The organism is Amycolatopsis sp. NPDC051758 (genome assembly GCF_044453095.1).
In the GTDB taxonomy this organism is placed as follows: Bacteria; Actinomycetota; Actinomycetes; order Mycobacteriales; family Pseudonocardiaceae; genus Amycolatopsis.
This window is the reverse complement of the sequence record NZ_JBITCJ010000020.1, coordinates 75,042-91,605: the sequence shown is the minus strand read 5'-3', so window position 1 is coordinate 91,605 and position 16,564 is coordinate 75,042. Positions and strand designations below refer to the sequence as shown.

The window sequence follows — 16,564 nt, the reverse complement described above, 5'->3', positions numbered from 1 at the left end:
ACGGATCGAGCGTCCCGCGCGGACCGGGGCCGGCGAATCATCAGGACGGTCCGGGTCCGCGTCCCCCGGCGGCGGACCCCGCATCCACCGTTCGGAGGATGCGCGAAGGGCTGCGGCGGTGTGCCGCGAGCACGAACAGGAAGGTGAGCACGATTCCGCCGGCGATGACGAACACCGCCGTCCGGATCCCGCCGCCGGTCGCGACCCGCAGCGCGTCGCCGTCGAGGTCCCGGGCCCGGGCGTTGGCGATCAGGACCAGCACCGCGAGCCCGGCCGCGGCGCCGATGCCGGAGCCGGTGGTGACGATCCCGGAGGCGACCCCTTGCTGCGGGTCGGGCACCCGCGTCGCCGCGGCGATGTACATGGCCGTGAAGACCATCCCGTCACCGGCGCTGACCGCGATCAGGCCGGGCACGAGCGAGACGTAGGAGCCGTCCGGCGTCAGCGTGAGCCCGAGCAGGCACGCGCCGAGCGCGCCGGCGGCGAGTGCGCCGAGCAGGGTGCGCCGGACGCCGATCCGGGTCACCACCGGTCCGGCCAGCAGCGAGCCGGCGACGACCACGGCGGTGGGCAGCAGGAACCCGAGCCCGGTGGCCAGCGCGCCGTAACCCCAGACGTCCTGGAAGTGGATGGACAGGAAGTACAGCAGCGAGCCGAAGGTGGCGGTGAACATGAACGCGACCACCAAGGCCAAGCGGAGGCTGGAGTTGGCCAGCAGGTGGCGGGGCAGCAGCGGGTCGGCGCTGCGCCGCTCGATCACCGCGAAGGCTCCGATCAGCAGGGCTCCCGCACCCAGGGCGGCCACGATCTCCGGCGAGCCCCAGCCCGCGTCCGGTCCCCGGACCAGCGCGAACGCCAGCAGGGTCACCGCGCCGGTGACGCTCAGCGTGCCGGCCAGGTCGAACCGCCGTCTCGGCGCACGGGGGCGGTCGGCGCCGATGAGCGCGAACGCCGCCACGAGCGCGGCGCCGGCCAGCGGAACGTTGACGAAGAACACCGCCTGCCACCCGAATCCCTGCGTGAGCACCCCGCCGAGCAGCACGCCGATGACGAGGCCGGCGGCGCCGGCGCCGCCCCACACGCTCAGCGCGCGGTTGCGCTCGCGGCCTTCGGCGAAGGACGTCGTGATGATCGCCAAGGTGCTGGGGAAGACCAGCGCGCCGCCCAGGCCCTGGAGCGCGCGGCCGGCGAGCTGGAGGAGCGGCACGGTGGCCAGCCCGCCGACGACCGACGCGACCGCGTACAGCGCCAGTCCGGTCACCAGCATCCGCCGGCGGCCGAGCAGGTCGGCGGCCCGGCCGCCGAACAGCAGGAACCCGCTGGACGCGATCGCGTAGGTGCTGATCACCGCCTGGAGGGTCTGGGCGGAGTAGCCCAGGTCCCGGCCGATCTCGGGCAGCGCGACCACGACGATGTACTGGTCGAGGGAGACGATCAGCATCGCGAAGGCCAGCAGTGCCAGCCGTGCGCCTGAATGGTCGCGGCGCCTCGTCGAGGTCGATTCCGGTTGGGTCAGCATGAGTTCCTCCTGGTCGTCACTCCGGTCGCTGCTGAACTGTACGCTTCAGTACATATGAACTCAACTGTTCAGTTCAGATGAACTGGACGGCACAGTTCAGTGGCTTGGTATGCTGCGAAGATGACCGAGACGCGACGGCGCACCCCCACCGGCGAGCGCGCCGACCTCAAGCGCCGGGCGATCGTGGACGCCGCCCGCGAGACGTTCCTCGCCCGCGGCTTCGAAGCCGGCATCGACGTCATCGCCCGGCAGGCCGACGTCTCGAAGGTGACGATCTACAACCACTTCGGCAGCAAGAGCGAGCTGTTCCACGCGGTCATCCACGACGCGCTGAAGGAAGCGCTCCAGCAGTCGACGCTGGCCCTGGAGAAGAGCCTCGCCGAGTCCGACGACATCCGCGAGATCCTCGTGCAGACGGCGCGAGGCTGGGTGGCGGGCATGGCGCAGCCGCAGGTGCTCGCGCTACGCGCGCTCGTCGCCAGTGAAGCGCAGCGGTTTCCCGAACTCGGCCAGGCGTGGAAGGCCAACGGCCCCGACCTGACCTCCGCCATCCTCGCCGGGGAGTTCCGCAAGCGGATCAACGCCGGCGAACTCGCGATCCCCGACGTCGAACTGGCGCTGGTGCAGCTCTACGCGCTGGTCCTCTACCCGCACTTCACCCACGCCGCCTACGGTGAACGGATCGGCGAGCAGCGCACCGACGACCTCATCAACCGGGGTGTGGACATGTTCCTGGCGTACTACTCGGCCTAGGGATGGCGCCGCCAGGTGAGGGCGATGTCCCGGGTGGCCAGCCAGGCGGTGAGGTCGTAACCGTGTGCGGCCAGCCCTTCCACCGCGGCGTAGGTCGTCTCCAGCGCGGACTCGGCGTCTTCGGCGGTGAGCAGGCCGGCGGCGTGGGCTTCGAGGAGCTCGTCGGTGTCGATCACCCGCAGTGACAGCTTGTCCTTGAGCACCAGGTCGACGTAGAGGTCGGTGGCGACCCAGCGCGGGCCTTCGCGGCGGACGCGGACGACGTCGAGGTAGAAGTCCTGGTCGCGTTCGTGGCCGGGGGAGAACCAGAAGTCGGTGATCCGCAGGCCGAGCCCGGGCAGCAGCCACGACTCGAGGTAGTGGAACTGCGCGCGGCCCGGCGTCGGGCGGGCGAGGTACAGGCCGAACGGTTCCTCGCGGTACTCCTCGACCTCCCGCACGATGCCTTTCGGGTCGATGTTCGCGCGCTCGGCGGGGTCGAAGATCTCGACCTTCGGCGGGTGCAGTTCGGCCATGGCGCTCATCCTGCCGGGCCGGTCACGAATCGCGCACTTCCGCCGCGCGCGCCACACGTTCGGGCTAAGGTTCGCCGACCGTGAGCCGAGGGGAACTGCGGATGTTCGGGATCATCAGGCCGTGCCGGCACCGGCTGTCCGGCGACCTGCACGCGGACTGGCTCGCCCACCTGTGCGGGCTCTGCCTCACGCTGCGCGACGAACACGGCCAGCTCGCCCGGGTCGTCACGAACTACGACGGGCTGATCATCTCCGCGCTGGTCGAGGCCCAGACCCCGGGCGCCGAGCGGCGGCGGGACGCGGGCCCGTGCCCGCTGCGGGGCATGCGGTCGACGTCGGTGGCGCGGGGCGAAGGCGCCCAGCTCGCCGCCGCGGTGTCGCTGGTGCTGGCCGCGGCGAAGGTCGGCGACCACGTCGAGGACGGCGACGGCGCGTTCGGCAGGCGCCCGGTGGCGGCGGCCGCCCGCCGGGTCGCGGCCCGCTGGACGGCGCAGGGCAGCCGCACCGGCAGCCGCGTCGGGTTCGACACGACGGTGCTCACCGAGGCGGTTGCGCGCCAGGGCTCCCTGGAGAGCGCGGTCCGGCTCGGTGATTCGGCGCTGCTCGCGACGGAGCCCGCCGAGCTGGCCACGTCCGCGGCGTTCGCGCGGACGGCGGAGCTGGCCGGACGGCCGGGCAACGTGGCCCCGCTGGCGGAGGCGGGCAGGCTCTTCGGCCGGGCGGCGCACCTGCTGGACGCGGTCGAGGACCTTTCGGCGGACGCAGCCGTCGGGGCGTGGAACCCGTTGCTGGCCACGGGAACCGGGTTGGCCGAGGCCCGCCGCCTGTGCGACGACGCGGTGCTCGGGGTGGAGCTGGCGTTGCGAGAGGCGGAGTTCGCGGCGCCGGCGCTGGTGCACGCGTTGCTGGTGCACGAGCTGCGCCAGGCCGTGCGGCGCGCTTTCGGCCACGGCGGGACCGGCTCGGCACACGGGCACGGCGGCGGAGATCCGTGGTCGGGTGGTGCCGCCGGGCAGCAGCCGCCGCCCGGGTGGATCGGACCGGGGCCGACGCCGCAGCAGCACCCGCACCAGGCTCCGCCGGGGTGGATCGGCCCGGGGCCCGCTCCTCAGCAGTATCCGCACCAAGGTCCGCCCGGAGCCCCGGGACCCGGTTCCCGACAAGGCTTTCCGCCGCCGGGGCCGGTTCCGCCACCCGGTGCGCCTGGTCCCGGTGGCCCGGGCGGACCCGGTGGCCCCGGTGGTCCGGGAGGGCCCGGCGGCCCTGGCGGCCCCGGTGACTCCGGCGAACCCGAGCCGCTCCACGGCAAGGGTGGCGGCCTCTGGTACCCGAAGTTCGCCGTCCCGCCGAAGAAGCGGAACTTCTTCCTCGGCTGCGCGATCGCGCCGTACATGTGCTGCACCTGCCAGTTCTGCTGCCGTGATCCCTATCCCGGGCCGTGGAGCGGGAAGCCGCACTCGAGCTGCGGCTGCGACTGTGACTGTTGCGACTGCTGTTCCTGCTGCGACTGCAGTTGCTGAAGGGGCGACGAGCGACCGGCGGCGAAGTCGCGTCCGTCACGGGGCGCCGGCCCCGCTGACCAGGGCCGACGGAAATTGTCGGTGGTGGGGCCTACTCTGGTCGACGTGGCTTTCGCAACCGAACACCCCGTGCTCGCCCAGTCCGACTTCCGGCCCGTCTCGGAGATCCCGCGGACCGGCGGCCGGTTCGAGGTGATCAGTGACTACCAGCCCGCCGGTGACCAGCCGGCGGCGATCGACGAGCTCGAACGCCGGGTCAACGCGGGCGAGAAGGACGTCGTGCTCCTGGGCGCCACCGGCACCGGCAAGTCGGCGACCACGGCGTGGCTGATCGAGCGCGTCCAGCGGCCGACGCTGGTGATGGCGCCGAACAAGACCCTGGCCGCCCAGCTGGCGAACGAGCTGCGCGAGCTCTTCCCGAACAACGCGGTCGAGTACTTCGTCAGCTACTACGACTACTACCAGCCCGAGGCGTACATCGCGCAGACGGACACCTACATCGAGAAGGACTCGTCGATCAACGACGACGTCGAGCGGCTGCGGCACTCGGCGACGATGAACCTGCTGTCACGCCGGGACGTCATCGTGGTCGCCTCCGTCTCGTGCATCTACGGCCTGGGCACCCCGCAGTCCTACCTCGACCGGTCGTCGATGCTGAAGACCGGCATGCAGCTGGACCGGGACGTGTTCCTGCGGGCGCTGGTGGACGTGCAGTACACGCGCAACGACATCGCGTTCGCGCGCGGCACGTTCCGGGCGCGCGGCGACACGGTGGAGATCATCCCGGCGTACGAGGAGCTGGCCATCCGGGTCGAGTTCTTCGGTGACGAGGTCGAGAAGCTCTACTACCTGCACCCGCTGACCGGCGACATCGTCAAGGAGGTCGACGAGGTCCGGATCTTCCCGGCGACGCACTACGTCGCGGGCCCGGAGCGGATGGAAAAGGCGATCAAGGGCATCGAACAGGAGCTCGAGGAACGCCTCGCGGAGCTGGAGCAGCAGGGCAAGCTGCTGGAGGCGCAGCGGCTGCGGATGCGCACGGCCTACGACATCGAGATGATGCGGCAGGTCGGGTTCTGCTCCGGCATCGAGAACTACTCGCGGCACATCGACGGCCGCGGCGCGGGGTCGGCGCCGGCGACGCTGATCGACTACTTCCCGGACGACTTCCTGCTGGTGATCGACGAGTCGCACCAGACGGTGCCGCAGATCGGCGGCATGTACGAGGGCGACATGTCCCGCAAGCGCAACCTGGTCGAGTTCGGCTTCCGGCTGCCGAGCGCGGTCGACAACCGGCCGCTGACCTGGGAGGAGTTCTCCGACCGGATCGGGCAGACGGTGTACCTGTCGGCGACCCCGGGGCCGTACGAGATGGGCCAGGCGGCCGGCGAGTTCGTCGAGCAGGTGATCCGGCCGACCGGCCTGGTCGACCCGAAGGTGGTCGTGAAGCCCACCGAGGGCCAGATCGACGACCTGGTCCACGAGATCCGGGAGCGCGCGGAGAAGGACGAGCGCGTCCTGGTCACCACGCTGACGAAGAAGATGTCCGAGGACCTCACGGACTACCTGCTGGAGCTGGGCATCCGGGTGCGGTACCTGCACTCGGAGGTCGACACGCTGCGCCGGGTGGAGCTGCTGCGGCAGCTGCGGGCGGGCGACTTCGACGTGCTGGTCGGCATCAACCTGCTGCGTGAAGGTCTCGACCTGCCGGAGGTGTCGCTGGTGGCGATCCTCGACGCGGACAAGGAGGGCTTCCTCCGGAGCGGGACGTCGCTGATCCAGACGATCGGCCGCGCGGCGCGAAACGTGTCGGGCGAAGTGCACATGTACGCGGACAAGATCACCGACTCGATGCGGCACGCGATCGAGGAGACCGACCGCCGCCGCGAGAAGCAGGTCGCGTACAACGTGGAGCGCGGGGTCGACCCGCAGCCGCTGCGGAAGAAGATCGCCGACATCCTCGACCGGGTGTACAGCGAAGCCGAGGACACCGAGCAGGTCTCGGTCGGCGGTTCGGGCCGCAACTCGTCGCGGGGCAAGAAGCCCGAGCAGGGTGACCGCGTGCGCAGCTCGGGCATGCTGGTCGACAAGGACGTCTCGAAGATGCCGCGCGCCCAGCTGGCGGACCTCATCCAGCAGATGACCGACCAGATGATGCAGGCGGCGCGAGACCTCCAGTTCGAGCTGGCGGCCCGGCTGCGCGACGAGATCCAGGACCTGAAGAAGGAACTCCGCGGAATGGACGCGGCCGGCATCAAGTAGCGCTCGCCGGCGGTCCGTGGTGGCCTGCCCGCCACCTCGTCGAATGGTGATAACTACACCATTGAAGGTAGACTTACACCATGGCTATGAACATCAAGGATCCGGAGGCCGAGCAGTTGGCCGCCGAGGTCGCCGAGCTGACGGGCGACACCAAGACCGGTGCCGTCCGCGAAGCCCTGCGGCTGCGCCGCGACCAGCTCGTGGCGCGGGAAACCGCTGCTCGTGACGGCGCCGCGTTCGTCCGGTTTCTCGAGGAAGAGATCTGGCCCCAGGTGTCTCCCGAAAACCGGGGCGTGCCGATCGGCAAAGCAGAGCGGGAAGAGATCCTTGGTTACGGGCCGGGTGGCGTGTGATCATCGACAGTTCCGCGATCATCGCCGCGATCATGGGTGAACCCGTGGCCAAGGTTCTCGGTGCGGCGATCGGCTCCGCGCGGTCCTGCCGCATCGGCGCACCGACGCTGGTCGAGACGACTCTTGTCCTGGTGCACAAGGAAGGTCCGCGGGGCAAGGCGCTGTTGGCGGACTTCCTGCAACAGCGGCGGTTCGACGTGGTCTCCTTCGGTGACGCGCACTGGCGTTCGGCACAGGTGGCCTTCATGCGGTTCGGCAAGGGGAGGCATCCGGCCGGGCTGAACTTCGGGGACTGCCTCACCTATGCCACCGCGTTCGTCGCCGGGGAACCGTTGCTGTGCATCGGGGACGACTTCCCGCAGACCGATCTCGAACTCGTGAAGCTCGGGTCGTGAACATCGAAGCCGTTGTCGCGTACTGCCTCGCCAAGCCGGGCGCCGAGGAGACCTACCCCTTCGGTGACCACGTGCTGGTTGCGAAGGTCGGTGGCAAGGGCTTCGCCTTCATCGGCCAGGACGAACCCGGCAGTGTCGCCGTCAAATGTGGTGCCACCGAAGAAGAAGCGGCCGAGCTGCGTGAGCGGTACCCGGATGCGGTCTCCGTGATGGACTACCTCGGCCGCTACGGCTGGAACCGCGTCGAGCTCGGCGCCGGAGTACCGGACGCCGAGCTCGAGGAACTCATCACCGTGTCCTATGAGGACGTTGTCAACCGGCTGCCGAAGGCGAAACGCCCTTAACCAGGCGCCGGTGCGTTCTCGTCCGGCTGCAGCATGCCGAAGATGTTGCCTTCGGTGTCCTTGCAGTAGGCCAGCCACCCCACACCCGGCACCGGGCTCTTCGGCAGCGCCAGCGTCCCGCCCGCGCGGTTGACCTCGGCGAGGGCCCGGTCGAGGTCGTCGACGCCGACCGTGTTCACGTAACCGTGGACCGGCGCCGTCTCCTCGGGCGCCGGGCCGACCCGGGGGACGAGCCCGCCGTTGATGCCGTCGCCTTCGCCGGTCGAAATCACCCAATAGGGGACGTCGCCCCAGCGCTCGAACTTCCAGCCGAACACCGTCGTGTAGAACGCCACCGCGCGTTCGGGGTCACCCGCGTGGATCTCGAAGTGGACGGGACGAGGCATGCCGCCTCCTCAGGCCGGGCCGTCAGGTGCCGTGAGACTACGCCCGGCCTGAGGAAAGTCACAGCGGCGGACGCGCCGAAAGGGTGAGGTCGGCGTCGAAGTCGGGGAACCCGGCCGGCGCGCTGCGGGCCGACAAGGCAGCAGCCGGCGGCAAGCCGGCCCAGCGCCGGACGGTTGCCGTCGCCGCCGCGGCGTCGGCCGGGGCCAGCTGGGCGATCTTCGACCCGTGGTTGCCGCCCTGGACGTAGTACCGGTACGAATCGCGGCTGCCGAAGCCGAGCTCGAACGGCTCGGCGCCCCACGGGTCGTTCGAACCGTAGACGAACAGCAGCCGGCTGCCGCGGGACTTCACCCAGAAGTCGACGTCCGGCATCGCCAGGTAGTCGAACCGCGGCATCTTGACCGACGAAGGCACGAACGTCTTCGGCTGATCGGCGCCGGGGTAGCGGAGCAGGTCACGCAGGTAACCGTCATACGCCTCGGGCGAGCCCAGCTGGACCGCCGCCTGGTAGTAGTACGGGACGTAGGGCGCGAGGTCCTGGTCGGAGTAGGTGTTGAGGCTCTCCACCTTCTCGTACCAGGCGTAGACCTCGGCCGCGGGCGCGCCGGCCTTCGGCACCGTCGCGCAGTCCGCCTGCGTCTGGTACTGCCAGAAGGCGAAGTACGAGTCGATCACCGAGATCTCGAGGGACTTGTCCGCCGAGCCGACGATCGAGAACGTCAGCCCCCGCTTCGCCGCGTCGACCGCCGCGATCGCGCCCAGCTCGTCACGCCGCTTCAGCGCGTCTCGCTGGATCGCCTTCAGCGCGTCGCGGCACCCCGGGTCGTTGCCGACGCGGGAGAGGAACCGGTTGTAGACGTCGAGCGGGTCGATGACGTCGTTGGGTGCGACGTACGGGATCGTCGCGTCGACGTCGTCGGGGAAGAAGCGGCGGAAGTACGTTGCGGTCATGCCGCCCTTGCTGCCGCCGGTGGCCAGCCACTTGCCCGGGTAGATCGCCTTGAACGCCTGCACCGCGCGGTGTTCGTCCGCGGCGGCCTGCCAGATCGTCAGCTGCTTCGCCCAGTTCTCCGGCTCCGGCCGTGACGGCGTGAAGTAGCGGTACTCCATCGAAAGCTGGTTGCCGTTGACGATCTGCGTCGGCTCCGAGCGGTTCGGCGCGGTGTTGACGTTGTAACCGCTGGTGAAGGCGACGGTCGGCGCGGTGAAGTCGCGGTGCAGCAGGGTGAACCGCTGCTGGAAGGTGCCCGCGCCGGGGTGCCGGTGGTCGGCGGGCTGGGTGTAGGTCAGCTGGAAGAAGCGGTAACCGGCCGGCGCCGGGTTCTCCGACACGACCGTCAGCCCGGGGATCTTCTGCAGCTCGGCCTTGATGTCGGGGGCCGCGCTCACCGCGGGCGCCAGCCCGGCGAACGCGAGCAGAACCGCCGCGGCGGTGAACAGTCTGCGCATGGAAGCACTCTCCCCAGGTCCGGAACCCACCGTGGGACCCTCACAGAATCGGCCGTGGTCGGCAATCGGCTGACCGGGCGCACCCTCGGGCGGAACCCGACTTTCGGCGGGTGGCGTGGCCGCCGGGTGGCGTCCTCCACCTTGCCCGACCACGCGCATCGTGCGAGTTGTCCGCGTGATCAGCGCCACGTTACGGTCCAACGCTGTAGACACCGTCATCGAGCGAGGGGTCCGCCATGAAGGTTTCCGATTGTCCGACGACCCAGGTCGAGGTCCACATCGACGCGCCGCCGGCCGAAGTCTGGTCGTGGCTACTGGACGTCGACCTGCCCGCCCGGTTCTCCAGTGAATACCAGGGCGGCGGCTGGGTCGAGGGCTCCGAGCCCGGCCTGGGCGCGCAGTTCCGCGGCCGCAACTCGCACCCGGTCGCCGGGGAGTGGGAGACGGTCTCGACGGTCACCGGGTACGAGCCCGGGCGGCTGTTCGCGTGGTCGGTGATGGACGTGACCAACCCGGCCGCGTCGTGGAAGTTCGAGCTCGTCGAGGACGGCGACGGCACGCTCCTGCGCCAGTGGGCCCAGATCGGCCCCGGCCCGTCCAACCTGACGACGATCATCGCCTCGATGCCCGAGCACGAGGACGAGATCGTCGCGATGCGGCTCGGTGAGCTGCAGGACAACATGCAGAAGACGGTCGAGGGCATCAAGGCCCTGGCCGAAAGCGGCGTGCACGCGAGCTAGCGGAGCACTTCGTCCACATAGGACTTGACGGCGCCGAGCGCCTCGGGGGACCGCCACATCCGTTCCACCTGCGGGTCGTCGGCGTGGCGGTACTCGGCGATCCGCTCGTGGAACGGCTGGCGGATCTGGGCCTTGGTGTGGGCGAACGGCTCGGCGGGCAGGTCGCCGAGCCGGGTCGCGACGGTGACCGCCCGCCCCAAGACCTCCTCGGGCGGGGCGAGTTCGTCGGCCAGCCCGCGGGCCAGCGCATCCTCTCCACCGACGGTCGCCCCCGAGTACGTGAGCGAGGGCAACGGCGCCGTCCCGTACGTGCAGCGGAGGATCTCCAGCGCGGCCAGCGGGAACGGCAGCCCGACCAGCAGTTCGGTCACCCCGATCCGGCCGGGCCCGGTGGTGAGCACACGGTGGTCGCACGCGGCGGCGAGCACCGCGCCGCCGGCGATGGCGTGCCCGTTCAGCGCGGCGACCACCGGCCGCGGGCAGCCGAACACCGCGAGCAGCGCGTCCGACAGCAGCGGCAGGAACTCCGACACGTACGCCGCGCCGCCGTCGTGGATCCGCTTGAGGTCGACACCCGCGCTGAAGATGCCGCCGGTGCCGGTGAGCACCACGGCGCGGGCCTGCTCGACCTCCTCCAGCCGGAGCACGAGCTCGCGGCACGAGTCCGTGTCGAGGGTGTTGGCCTTGCCGTGGTCCATCCGGAGCACGGCGACGTCCTGGTGGCTCTCCAGCGTGATCGGCACGGCCCGACCGTACCCCGGCGCGGCGGAACTCTCAGGTTCTGCCGCTCAACCGGACGACGCCGAAGTGCTCCCGGCGCACCAGATCGGTGACCTCGGCCGAGGTCGGCAGCCGCCCGGCCGGGAACCGGAGACCGATCTCCCGGGCGGCGCGGCGCAGGCCCAGCTCGGTCATCCGGTCCAGGTAGGTGCGCACGACCGCCGCCTCGTCCTCGACGAGAACACCGTGCATCGGCGTGGTCCGGCCGCGGAACGTCACCTCGGCGTCCGCGCCGCCGGTGAAGTTCAGCCGCCAGCCGGCTGAGGTGAGGACGTACGGCCCCGCGTCGTCGTGGTGGGCGGTCACCGGCACGCGGTAGTGCCGCCCGGACCGGCGGCCGGGGAAGGCGAGCAGCATGAACTCGCCCACGCCCCGGCCGAGCGGGCTCGGCAGCACCACGCGCAGCACCGCGTTGAACGTCCGCACCAGCGGTGCGGGCGGGTGGTGCCCTTCGACGACCGCGGCCATCCGCGCCTCAGCTCGTGATGTCCTTGCGGGCGAACCGCCGCCCGGCGTACAGGAAGAACACCGTTCCGTAGAGCACCGCCGAGAGCAAACCACTGGCCAGGTTCGTCCAGTCGACGTCGGTGGAGATCAGGTCCATCCACGAGAACGCGTAGTGCGTCGGCAGGTAGTTGCGCAGGCCCTCCAGCGCGGTGATCTGGTCGAGGATCTGCGACAGGATCGCCACCAGCACCGCGCCGCCGACCGCGCCGAGCGGGGCGTCGGTCGACACGCTCAGCGCCAGCGCGAGCCCGGCCACCCAGGCCAGCTGCAGGATGATGTACACAGTGGACAGTGCGATGGCCAGGAGGCTGTCGCCGAAGGACACCGCGTCGCCGGTCGGGCTGATCGCGTCACCCGCGCCGTACCAGAGCACGCCGACGCCGAGCGAGACCAGTGGCAGCAGGATCAAGGCCGCGGCCGACAGCAGTCCCGAGACGATCGCCTTCTGCCGCAGCACCCGGTGCCGTGGCACCGGCACGGCCAGCAGGTACTTCAGGCTCGACCACGACGCCTCGCTCGCGATGGTGTCGCCGAAGAACAGCGCGACGATCATCGGCAGCAGGAACGTGCCCGACACGAACAGCGCCAGCACCACGAAGTTCGGCGCGGAAGCCGTGGCCAGGTCGACGAACCCGCCGCTGCGCCGGTTCGGGTTCGACTGCCCCGCCTCGAACGCGATCACCAGGATGAACGGCAGCAGGGCGACGAACCCGAGCAGGAACTGCGTCCGCCGCCGCTTGAGCTGGCGCCGCAGCTCGACGCCGAGCCGCAGCGTCCGCCGCGCGGAGTAGCCCGCGACGGCGCCGTCCGGCCCGACCTCGGTGTGCTCGTGTGACGCGACGTCGGTCAGCTCGTCGAGTGCGTGCGGGTCGGTGTGGACCCCGGAATTCGAAGTGTTCACGACTCGTCTCCGACCAGTTGCAGGAACGCGTCTTCCAGCCGGCGCCTCGGCCCGGCCTGCTCCACCGCGACGCCGGCGCGGACCAGCGCCGCGACCGCTTCGGCACGCGGCAGCCCGTCGAGGTCGGCGTGCACCAGGTCGCCGTCGACGTCGACCGAGGTGACCCCGCCGGCCGCCTTCAGCGCGGCGGCGGCCGCCTCCGGGTCGTCGACCCGGAACGTCGCCTCGCCGCCGGCCGCGGCCAGCTCGCCGACCTCACCCGAGGCGACCAGCGCGCCGCGGTGCATGACCACGACGTGCGTGCAGGTCTGCTCGACCTCGGCCAGCAGGTGGCTGGACACCACCACGGTGCGGCCGGTCGCGGCGTAGCGCTGCAGCACCTCGCGCATCTGGTGGATCTGGGGCGGGTCGAGCCCGTTGGTCGGCTCGTCGAGCACCATGAGTTCCGGCAGGCCGAGCATCGCCTGCGCGATCGCCAGCCGCTGCCGCATGCCCTGGCTGTAGGTCCGCACGCGCCGGTCGACCGCGGAGCCGAGCCCGGCGATCTCCAGCGCCTCGCCGAAGTGCGCCCTTTCCGCCGGCCGTCCGGTGGCCGCCCAGTACAGCTCGAGGTTCGCCCGGCCGGACAGGTGCGGCAGGAAGCCGGAACCCTCGACGAACGACCCGATGCGCGAGAGCACCGGGGCGCCGCCGGTGATCTTGTGCCCGAAGACCCGGATGTGGCCCTTCGTCGGCGTGATCAGGCCCATCAGCATCCGCAGCGTGGTCGTCTTGCCCGCGCCGTTCGGCCCGAGCAGGCCGAGCACCTGGCCCGGCTCGACGCGGAACGACAGGTCGTTCACCGCGACGAACCCGCCCGGGTACTCCTTGCGCAGCCCCTCGATGACCAGCGGCGTCTTCGACAGTTCGGGGTCGATGTCGGTGGCCCGGCGGCGGCGCAGCGCCGCGAAGAGCACCACGGCCACGCCGATCACCAGCGTCACGCCGATGCCGACCAGCTGCCCGACCGGGGCCGGGGAGCCGACGGACGTCCCGGGCACGACCGGCACGGCCAGCGCGGTGCCCCCGGCGAGCGCGATCCGGAACACCGCGGGCGCGGCGGGGGAGGCGAACGCCTGGTCGGTGGTGCCGACGACCAGCCGCAGCGAGTGCCCGCCCTCGATCGGGCGGACGATGCCGGGGAGCGTCACGGTGACCTCGACCGGGGTGCCGTCGGCGGGCAGCCCGCTCACCCGGAACGGCGCGATCGCGTTCGACGGCAGCACCCGCGAACCGTCTTGCCCGACGTCGTAGAGCTTCGCGAACAGCACCGCGTCCGGTTGCGGGTGCGCGGGGTCCGCGGCCACCTGCAGCCGCACGGTGGAGGCGCCGCTGACGACGACCTGCCCGTCCACCCGCGCCGTCGTGAACTGCGCGGCCTGGCCGGGCGGGTCGTTGCTGAACAGCGCGCCCAGCCGCGACGAGCTGCTCGCGACGCCGTTGAGCCCGGGGATCCCGCTGACCGCCGACGGGTTCGCGCCGGCGGGACGCACCACCGCCTGCGCGGGGCCGGTCATCGGCAGCAGCCGGCGCTCGGTGGCCGGCCCGGTCAGCCCGGGGTAGGTGTCGGCGGTGACCGTGCGGACCGACGGTGTTCCGTTGGCGCGCAAGGTGCCCTGGACGTCGTAGCTGAACCCGGTGCCCGGGTCGCCGCCGTTGACGGCGTCCCAGAGGAAGTCGCCGATCTTCGCGCGCAGCTGCGGTCCCGGCTTCCCGCCGTCGTGGCCGCCGGTGTACCAGATCGTCCGGACCTTGCCACCCGCCGCGGTGATCTGCCGGGCGCTCGCGTCGGACTGGTCGAGGCCGAACAGCGTGTCGCTCTCGCCCTGCACCAGCAGGGTCGGCACGGTGATCTGGTCCGTCACCGACGCGGGGGACACGCGGCGCAGCAGGTCGACGCTCGCCTGGCTCGTCTGCCCCGTGGTGCCGAGCTCGGTGTAGGCGCGGCAGACGGCGGCGGTGAACCGGCCGCACGGGTCGGCCGGCCCGCCGCGGGGCCCGCCTCCGCCGGCCGGCGCGGCCGGGACGGCGGCCGCCGCGGCACCGGCCCCGGTGGCGGCGGTGGACCCGCTGTCGGTCTCCTGCCCGGCTTCCGGCGCTTCGGCCGAGGGCGAGCCGCTCGACGCGGCGCCGGAGCCGGCCGAGAAGAAGATGCCGGCCCAGCTCTTCTTGAACACGCCGTCGGTCGCGAACGCGCCGGCGGCCGGCGTGCCCGACGCCTTGAGGCCGGGGGTGGCCGCGTTGGGGACCAGCCCCTGCGCGAGGTCGTTGTAGGTGATCACCGGGGCGATCGCGTCGACGCGCTTGTCGGTGCCGGCCAGCAGCAGCGAGAGCGCGCCGCCGTAGGAGGCGCCGGTGACCGCGACCTTCGGGTCGCCGCCGGCGTCGGTGGTCACCTGGTGCTGCGCGACGAGCCGGTCGATCAGGCGGCTCGCGTCGGCGACCTCGCCGTCCGGGTCGTTGAGCCCGATCTTGCCGGTGCTCTTGCCGAACCCGCGCGCGGACCACGTCATCACGACGAAGCCCTTCCGCGCGAGCTCACGGGCGTCGTCGGCGACGCTGTTCTTGTCCCCGCCGAAGCCGTGCGCGAGCAGCACCGCGGGGGCGGGCACGGTGGCGGGCAGGTAGGTGGTCGTGTCGATCTTGACCTGCTCGGCCGAGCCGGGCGCGGCGGGCATGTCGATCAACGCGTCCTGCGTGGGCACCGGCGGGGGCGCCGCGGGCCGCGTGATCCAGAAGACCGCGCCGGCGGCCAGGACCACGACGACGGCGGCGAGCGCGGTGAGGCGGGCTCCGCGGGAGCGCGGGAGCGGGAGTCGGGGCACGAGGTGACCGTATGTGAACTTTCCTGAGAGTGTCCTCACCGGCTCACCTCGATCACACGCTCGGGAGCACCGGGTGATCGGAATTACAGGCCCAACCCGGTGACGTGGGCAACCCCGGCTGGCGTTGAGGTGGGGCGACCCTGCACACTGAACGCGCTGTGAGGGGAGTATTCCTTCGCGGCGGTGTCGTCAGCACGGTGGCCTTGCGTCCCCCGGCACCGTCGGCCGGTGTTCGCACCGGCGGAAGAGACCTCCGGTTAGTTGCTCATGCGCACTATCCGGAGGTTCGAGTTCCATGACTGTCCCCCTGTGGCTGTGGATCGCCACGATCGGTGGCCTGCTTGCGCTGATCGCGCTGGACCTGGTCATCGTCGATCGCAAGCCGCACGAAGTGACGACGGGGGAAGCCGCTCGCTGGGTGATCTTCTACGTCTCCTGCGCGGTCCTCTTCGGCGCTGGCGTGTGGATCTTCGCCGGGCACGAACCGGGTGTCGAGTTCTTCACCGGGTACATCACCGAGTACTCGCTGAGCGTCGACAACCTCTTCATCTTCATGATCATCATGGCGTCGTTCAAGGTGCCCGCCATCCATCAGCACCGTGTGCTGCTGGTCGGCATCCTGCTGGCGCTGGCGTTCCGCAGCGTCTTCATCGCCATCGGCGCCGCGTTGATCGCGCAGTTCGTCTGGGTGTTCTTCCTCTTCGGCGCGATCCTCGTCTGGACCGCGGTCAGCATGCTGCGCAACAAGGGTGAGGACGAGGAGTACCACGAGAACGCCGTCACCCGGCAGGTCCGCAAGTTCGCGCCGGTGACCGACGACTACCACGAGCACAAGTACATGGTGAAGATCAACGGCAAGCGGATGATCACGCCGATGCTGCTGGTGATCGTGGCCATCGGCTCGGCCGACCTGCTCTTCGCCGTCGACTCGATCCCGGCGATCTTCGGCATCACGCAGGAGGCGTTCCTCGTCTTCACCGCCAACGCGTTTGCGCTGATGGGCCTGCGGCAGCTGTACTTCCTGCTCGGCGGCCTGGTGACGAAGCTGGTCTACCTGACCTACGGCCTCGCGGTGATCCTCGCCTTCATCGGCGCGAAGCTGTTCCTGCACGCGCTGCACGAGTACCACGTCGTGCCGGACTGGCTGGACATCAACAACTGGATCTCCCTCGGCGTGATCGTCGTTGTGCTCACCGTGACCACGGTGGCGAGCCTGGCGAAGGCCCGGCGCGACGAGCGCAAGCAGGTCGCCGCGTAAGTTCCGACGAAGGTCGT

General features: G+C 70.9%; 16 protein-coding genes. 8 read left to right on the top strand and 8 right to left on the bottom strand.

Annotated elements, in window-relative coordinates:
• Positions 1–40: 40 nt before the first annotated feature.
• Positions 41–1,519, bottom strand: a complete 1,479-nt coding sequence (locus ACIA5G_RS50425; RefSeq protein WP_395937098.1) for an MFS transporter — start codon at positions 1,517–1,519, stop codon at positions 41–43.
• A gap of 120 nt (positions 1,520–1,639) precedes the next feature.
• On the opposite strand from ACIA5G_RS50425, the gene ACIA5G_RS50420 reads away from it, so the two are divergent.
• On the top strand, positions 1,640–2,272 hold the full coding sequence (locus ACIA5G_RS50420; protein ID WP_395937096.1) for a TetR/AcrR family transcriptional regulator: 633 nt from the start codon (positions 1,640–1,642) through the stop codon (positions 2,270–2,272).
• Here ACIA5G_RS50420 and ACIA5G_RS50415 read toward each other — a convergent pair.
• Complete coding sequence (locus ACIA5G_RS50415; protein WP_395937094.1) at positions 2,269–2,787, bottom strand: DUF402 domain-containing protein; 519 nt, start codon at positions 2,785–2,787, stop codon at positions 2,269–2,271. The two genes, ACIA5G_RS50420 and ACIA5G_RS50415, sit on opposite strands and share 4 nt — an antisense overlap.
• Before the next feature lie 101 nt (positions 2,788–2,888).
• On the opposite strand from ACIA5G_RS50415, the gene ACIA5G_RS50410 reads away from it, so the two are divergent.
• The 5 genes from ACIA5G_RS50410 to ACIA5G_RS50390 all read left to right on the top strand — a co-directional run bounded on the left by ACIA5G_RS50410 (position 2,889) and on the right by ACIA5G_RS50390 (position 7,661).
• Positions 2,889–4,307, top strand: a complete 1,419-nt coding sequence (locus tag ACIA5G_RS50410) for a DUF5685 family protein (protein ID WP_395937129.1) — start codon at positions 2,889–2,891, stop codon at positions 4,305–4,307.
• 105 nt (positions 4,308–4,412) lie between these two features.
• The gene (gene uvrB, locus ACIA5G_RS50405; RefSeq protein ID WP_395937092.1) at positions 4,413–6,569 is read left to right on the top strand and encodes an excinuclease ABC subunit UvrB; all 2,157 of its coding nucleotides are present in this window, start codon (positions 4,413–4,415) and stop codon (positions 6,567–6,569) included.
• An 80-nt stretch (positions 6,570–6,649) separates the two neighbouring features.
• Complete coding sequence (locus ACIA5G_RS50400) at positions 6,650–6,922, top strand: type II toxin-antitoxin system VapB family antitoxin (protein ID WP_395937090.1); 273 nt, start codon at positions 6,650–6,652, stop codon at positions 6,920–6,922.
• A complete protein-coding gene (locus tag ACIA5G_RS50395) occupies positions 6,919–7,317 on the top strand; it encodes a type II toxin-antitoxin system VapC family toxin (protein ID WP_395937088.1) in 399 nt (132 codons plus the stop codon). Before ACIA5G_RS50400 ends, ACIA5G_RS50395 begins: the two co-directional genes overlap by 4 nt.
• Positions 7,314–7,661 (top strand): MmcQ/YjbR family DNA-binding protein, encoded by a 348-nt coding sequence (locus ACIA5G_RS50390; protein WP_395937086.1) that lies wholly within the window; start codon positions 7,314–7,316, stop codon positions 7,659–7,661. The genes ACIA5G_RS50395 and ACIA5G_RS50390 overlap by 4 nt, the downstream gene beginning before the upstream one ends.
• Here ACIA5G_RS50390 and ACIA5G_RS50385 read toward each other — a convergent pair.
• Together ACIA5G_RS50385 and ACIA5G_RS50380 are read right to left on the bottom strand one after the other, a co-directional pair.
• The gene (locus ACIA5G_RS50385; protein ID WP_395937084.1) at positions 7,658–8,047 is read right to left on the bottom strand and encodes a VOC family protein; all 390 of its coding nucleotides are present in this window, start codon (positions 8,045–8,047) and stop codon (positions 7,658–7,660) included. The genes ACIA5G_RS50390 and ACIA5G_RS50385 overlap by 4 nt on opposite strands.
• Before the next feature lie 58 nt (positions 8,048–8,105).
• The gene (locus tag ACIA5G_RS50380; RefSeq protein WP_395937082.1) at positions 8,106–9,497 is read right to left on the bottom strand and encodes a S28 family serine protease; all 1,392 of its coding nucleotides are present in this window, start codon (positions 9,495–9,497) and stop codon (positions 8,106–8,108) included.
• Between the two features lie 236 nt (positions 9,498–9,733).
• Between ACIA5G_RS50380 and ACIA5G_RS50375 the strand changes: the two genes are divergently transcribed.
• Positions 9,734–10,237, top strand: a complete 504-nt coding sequence (locus ACIA5G_RS50375; protein ID WP_395937080.1) for an SRPBCC family protein — start codon at positions 9,734–9,736, stop codon at positions 10,235–10,237.
• Here ACIA5G_RS50375 and ACIA5G_RS50370 read toward each other — a convergent pair.
• From ACIA5G_RS50370 to ACIA5G_RS50355, 4 genes are read right to left on the bottom strand one after another with little or no spacing between them, the layout of a single operon-like run.
• Positions 10,234–10,980 carry an enoyl-CoA hydratase/isomerase family protein gene (locus ACIA5G_RS50370; RefSeq protein ID WP_395937078.1) on the bottom strand — a complete coding sequence of 249 codons (747 nt, stop codon included), beginning with the start codon at positions 10,978–10,980 and terminating at the stop codon, positions 10,234–10,236. The genes ACIA5G_RS50375 and ACIA5G_RS50370 overlap by 4 nt on opposite strands.
• Positions 10,981–11,011: 31 nt before the next feature.
• Positions 11,012–11,485 (bottom strand): hypothetical protein, encoded by a 474-nt coding sequence (locus tag ACIA5G_RS50365; RefSeq protein ID WP_395937076.1) that lies wholly within the window; start codon positions 11,483–11,485, stop codon positions 11,012–11,014.
• Between the two features lie 7 nt (positions 11,486–11,492).
• Positions 11,493–12,425 carry an ABC transporter permease gene (locus ACIA5G_RS50360; RefSeq protein ID WP_395937074.1) on the bottom strand — a complete coding sequence of 311 codons (933 nt, stop codon included), beginning with the start codon at positions 12,423–12,425 and terminating at the stop codon, positions 11,493–11,495.
• Positions 12,422–15,289, bottom strand: coding sequence for an alpha/beta fold hydrolase (locus tag ACIA5G_RS50355; protein WP_395937072.1), 2,868 nt, complete (start codon positions 15,287–15,289; stop codon positions 12,422–12,424). Before ACIA5G_RS50355 ends, ACIA5G_RS50360 begins: the two co-directional genes overlap by 4 nt.
• 295 nt (positions 15,290–15,584) lie before the next feature.
• Between ACIA5G_RS50355 and ACIA5G_RS50350 the strand changes: the two genes are divergently transcribed.
• On the top strand, positions 15,585–16,547 hold the full coding sequence (locus ACIA5G_RS50350; protein ID WP_395937070.1) for a TerC family protein: 963 nt from the start codon (positions 15,585–15,587) through the stop codon (positions 16,545–16,547).
• Positions 16,548–16,564 lie beyond the last annotated feature (17 nt).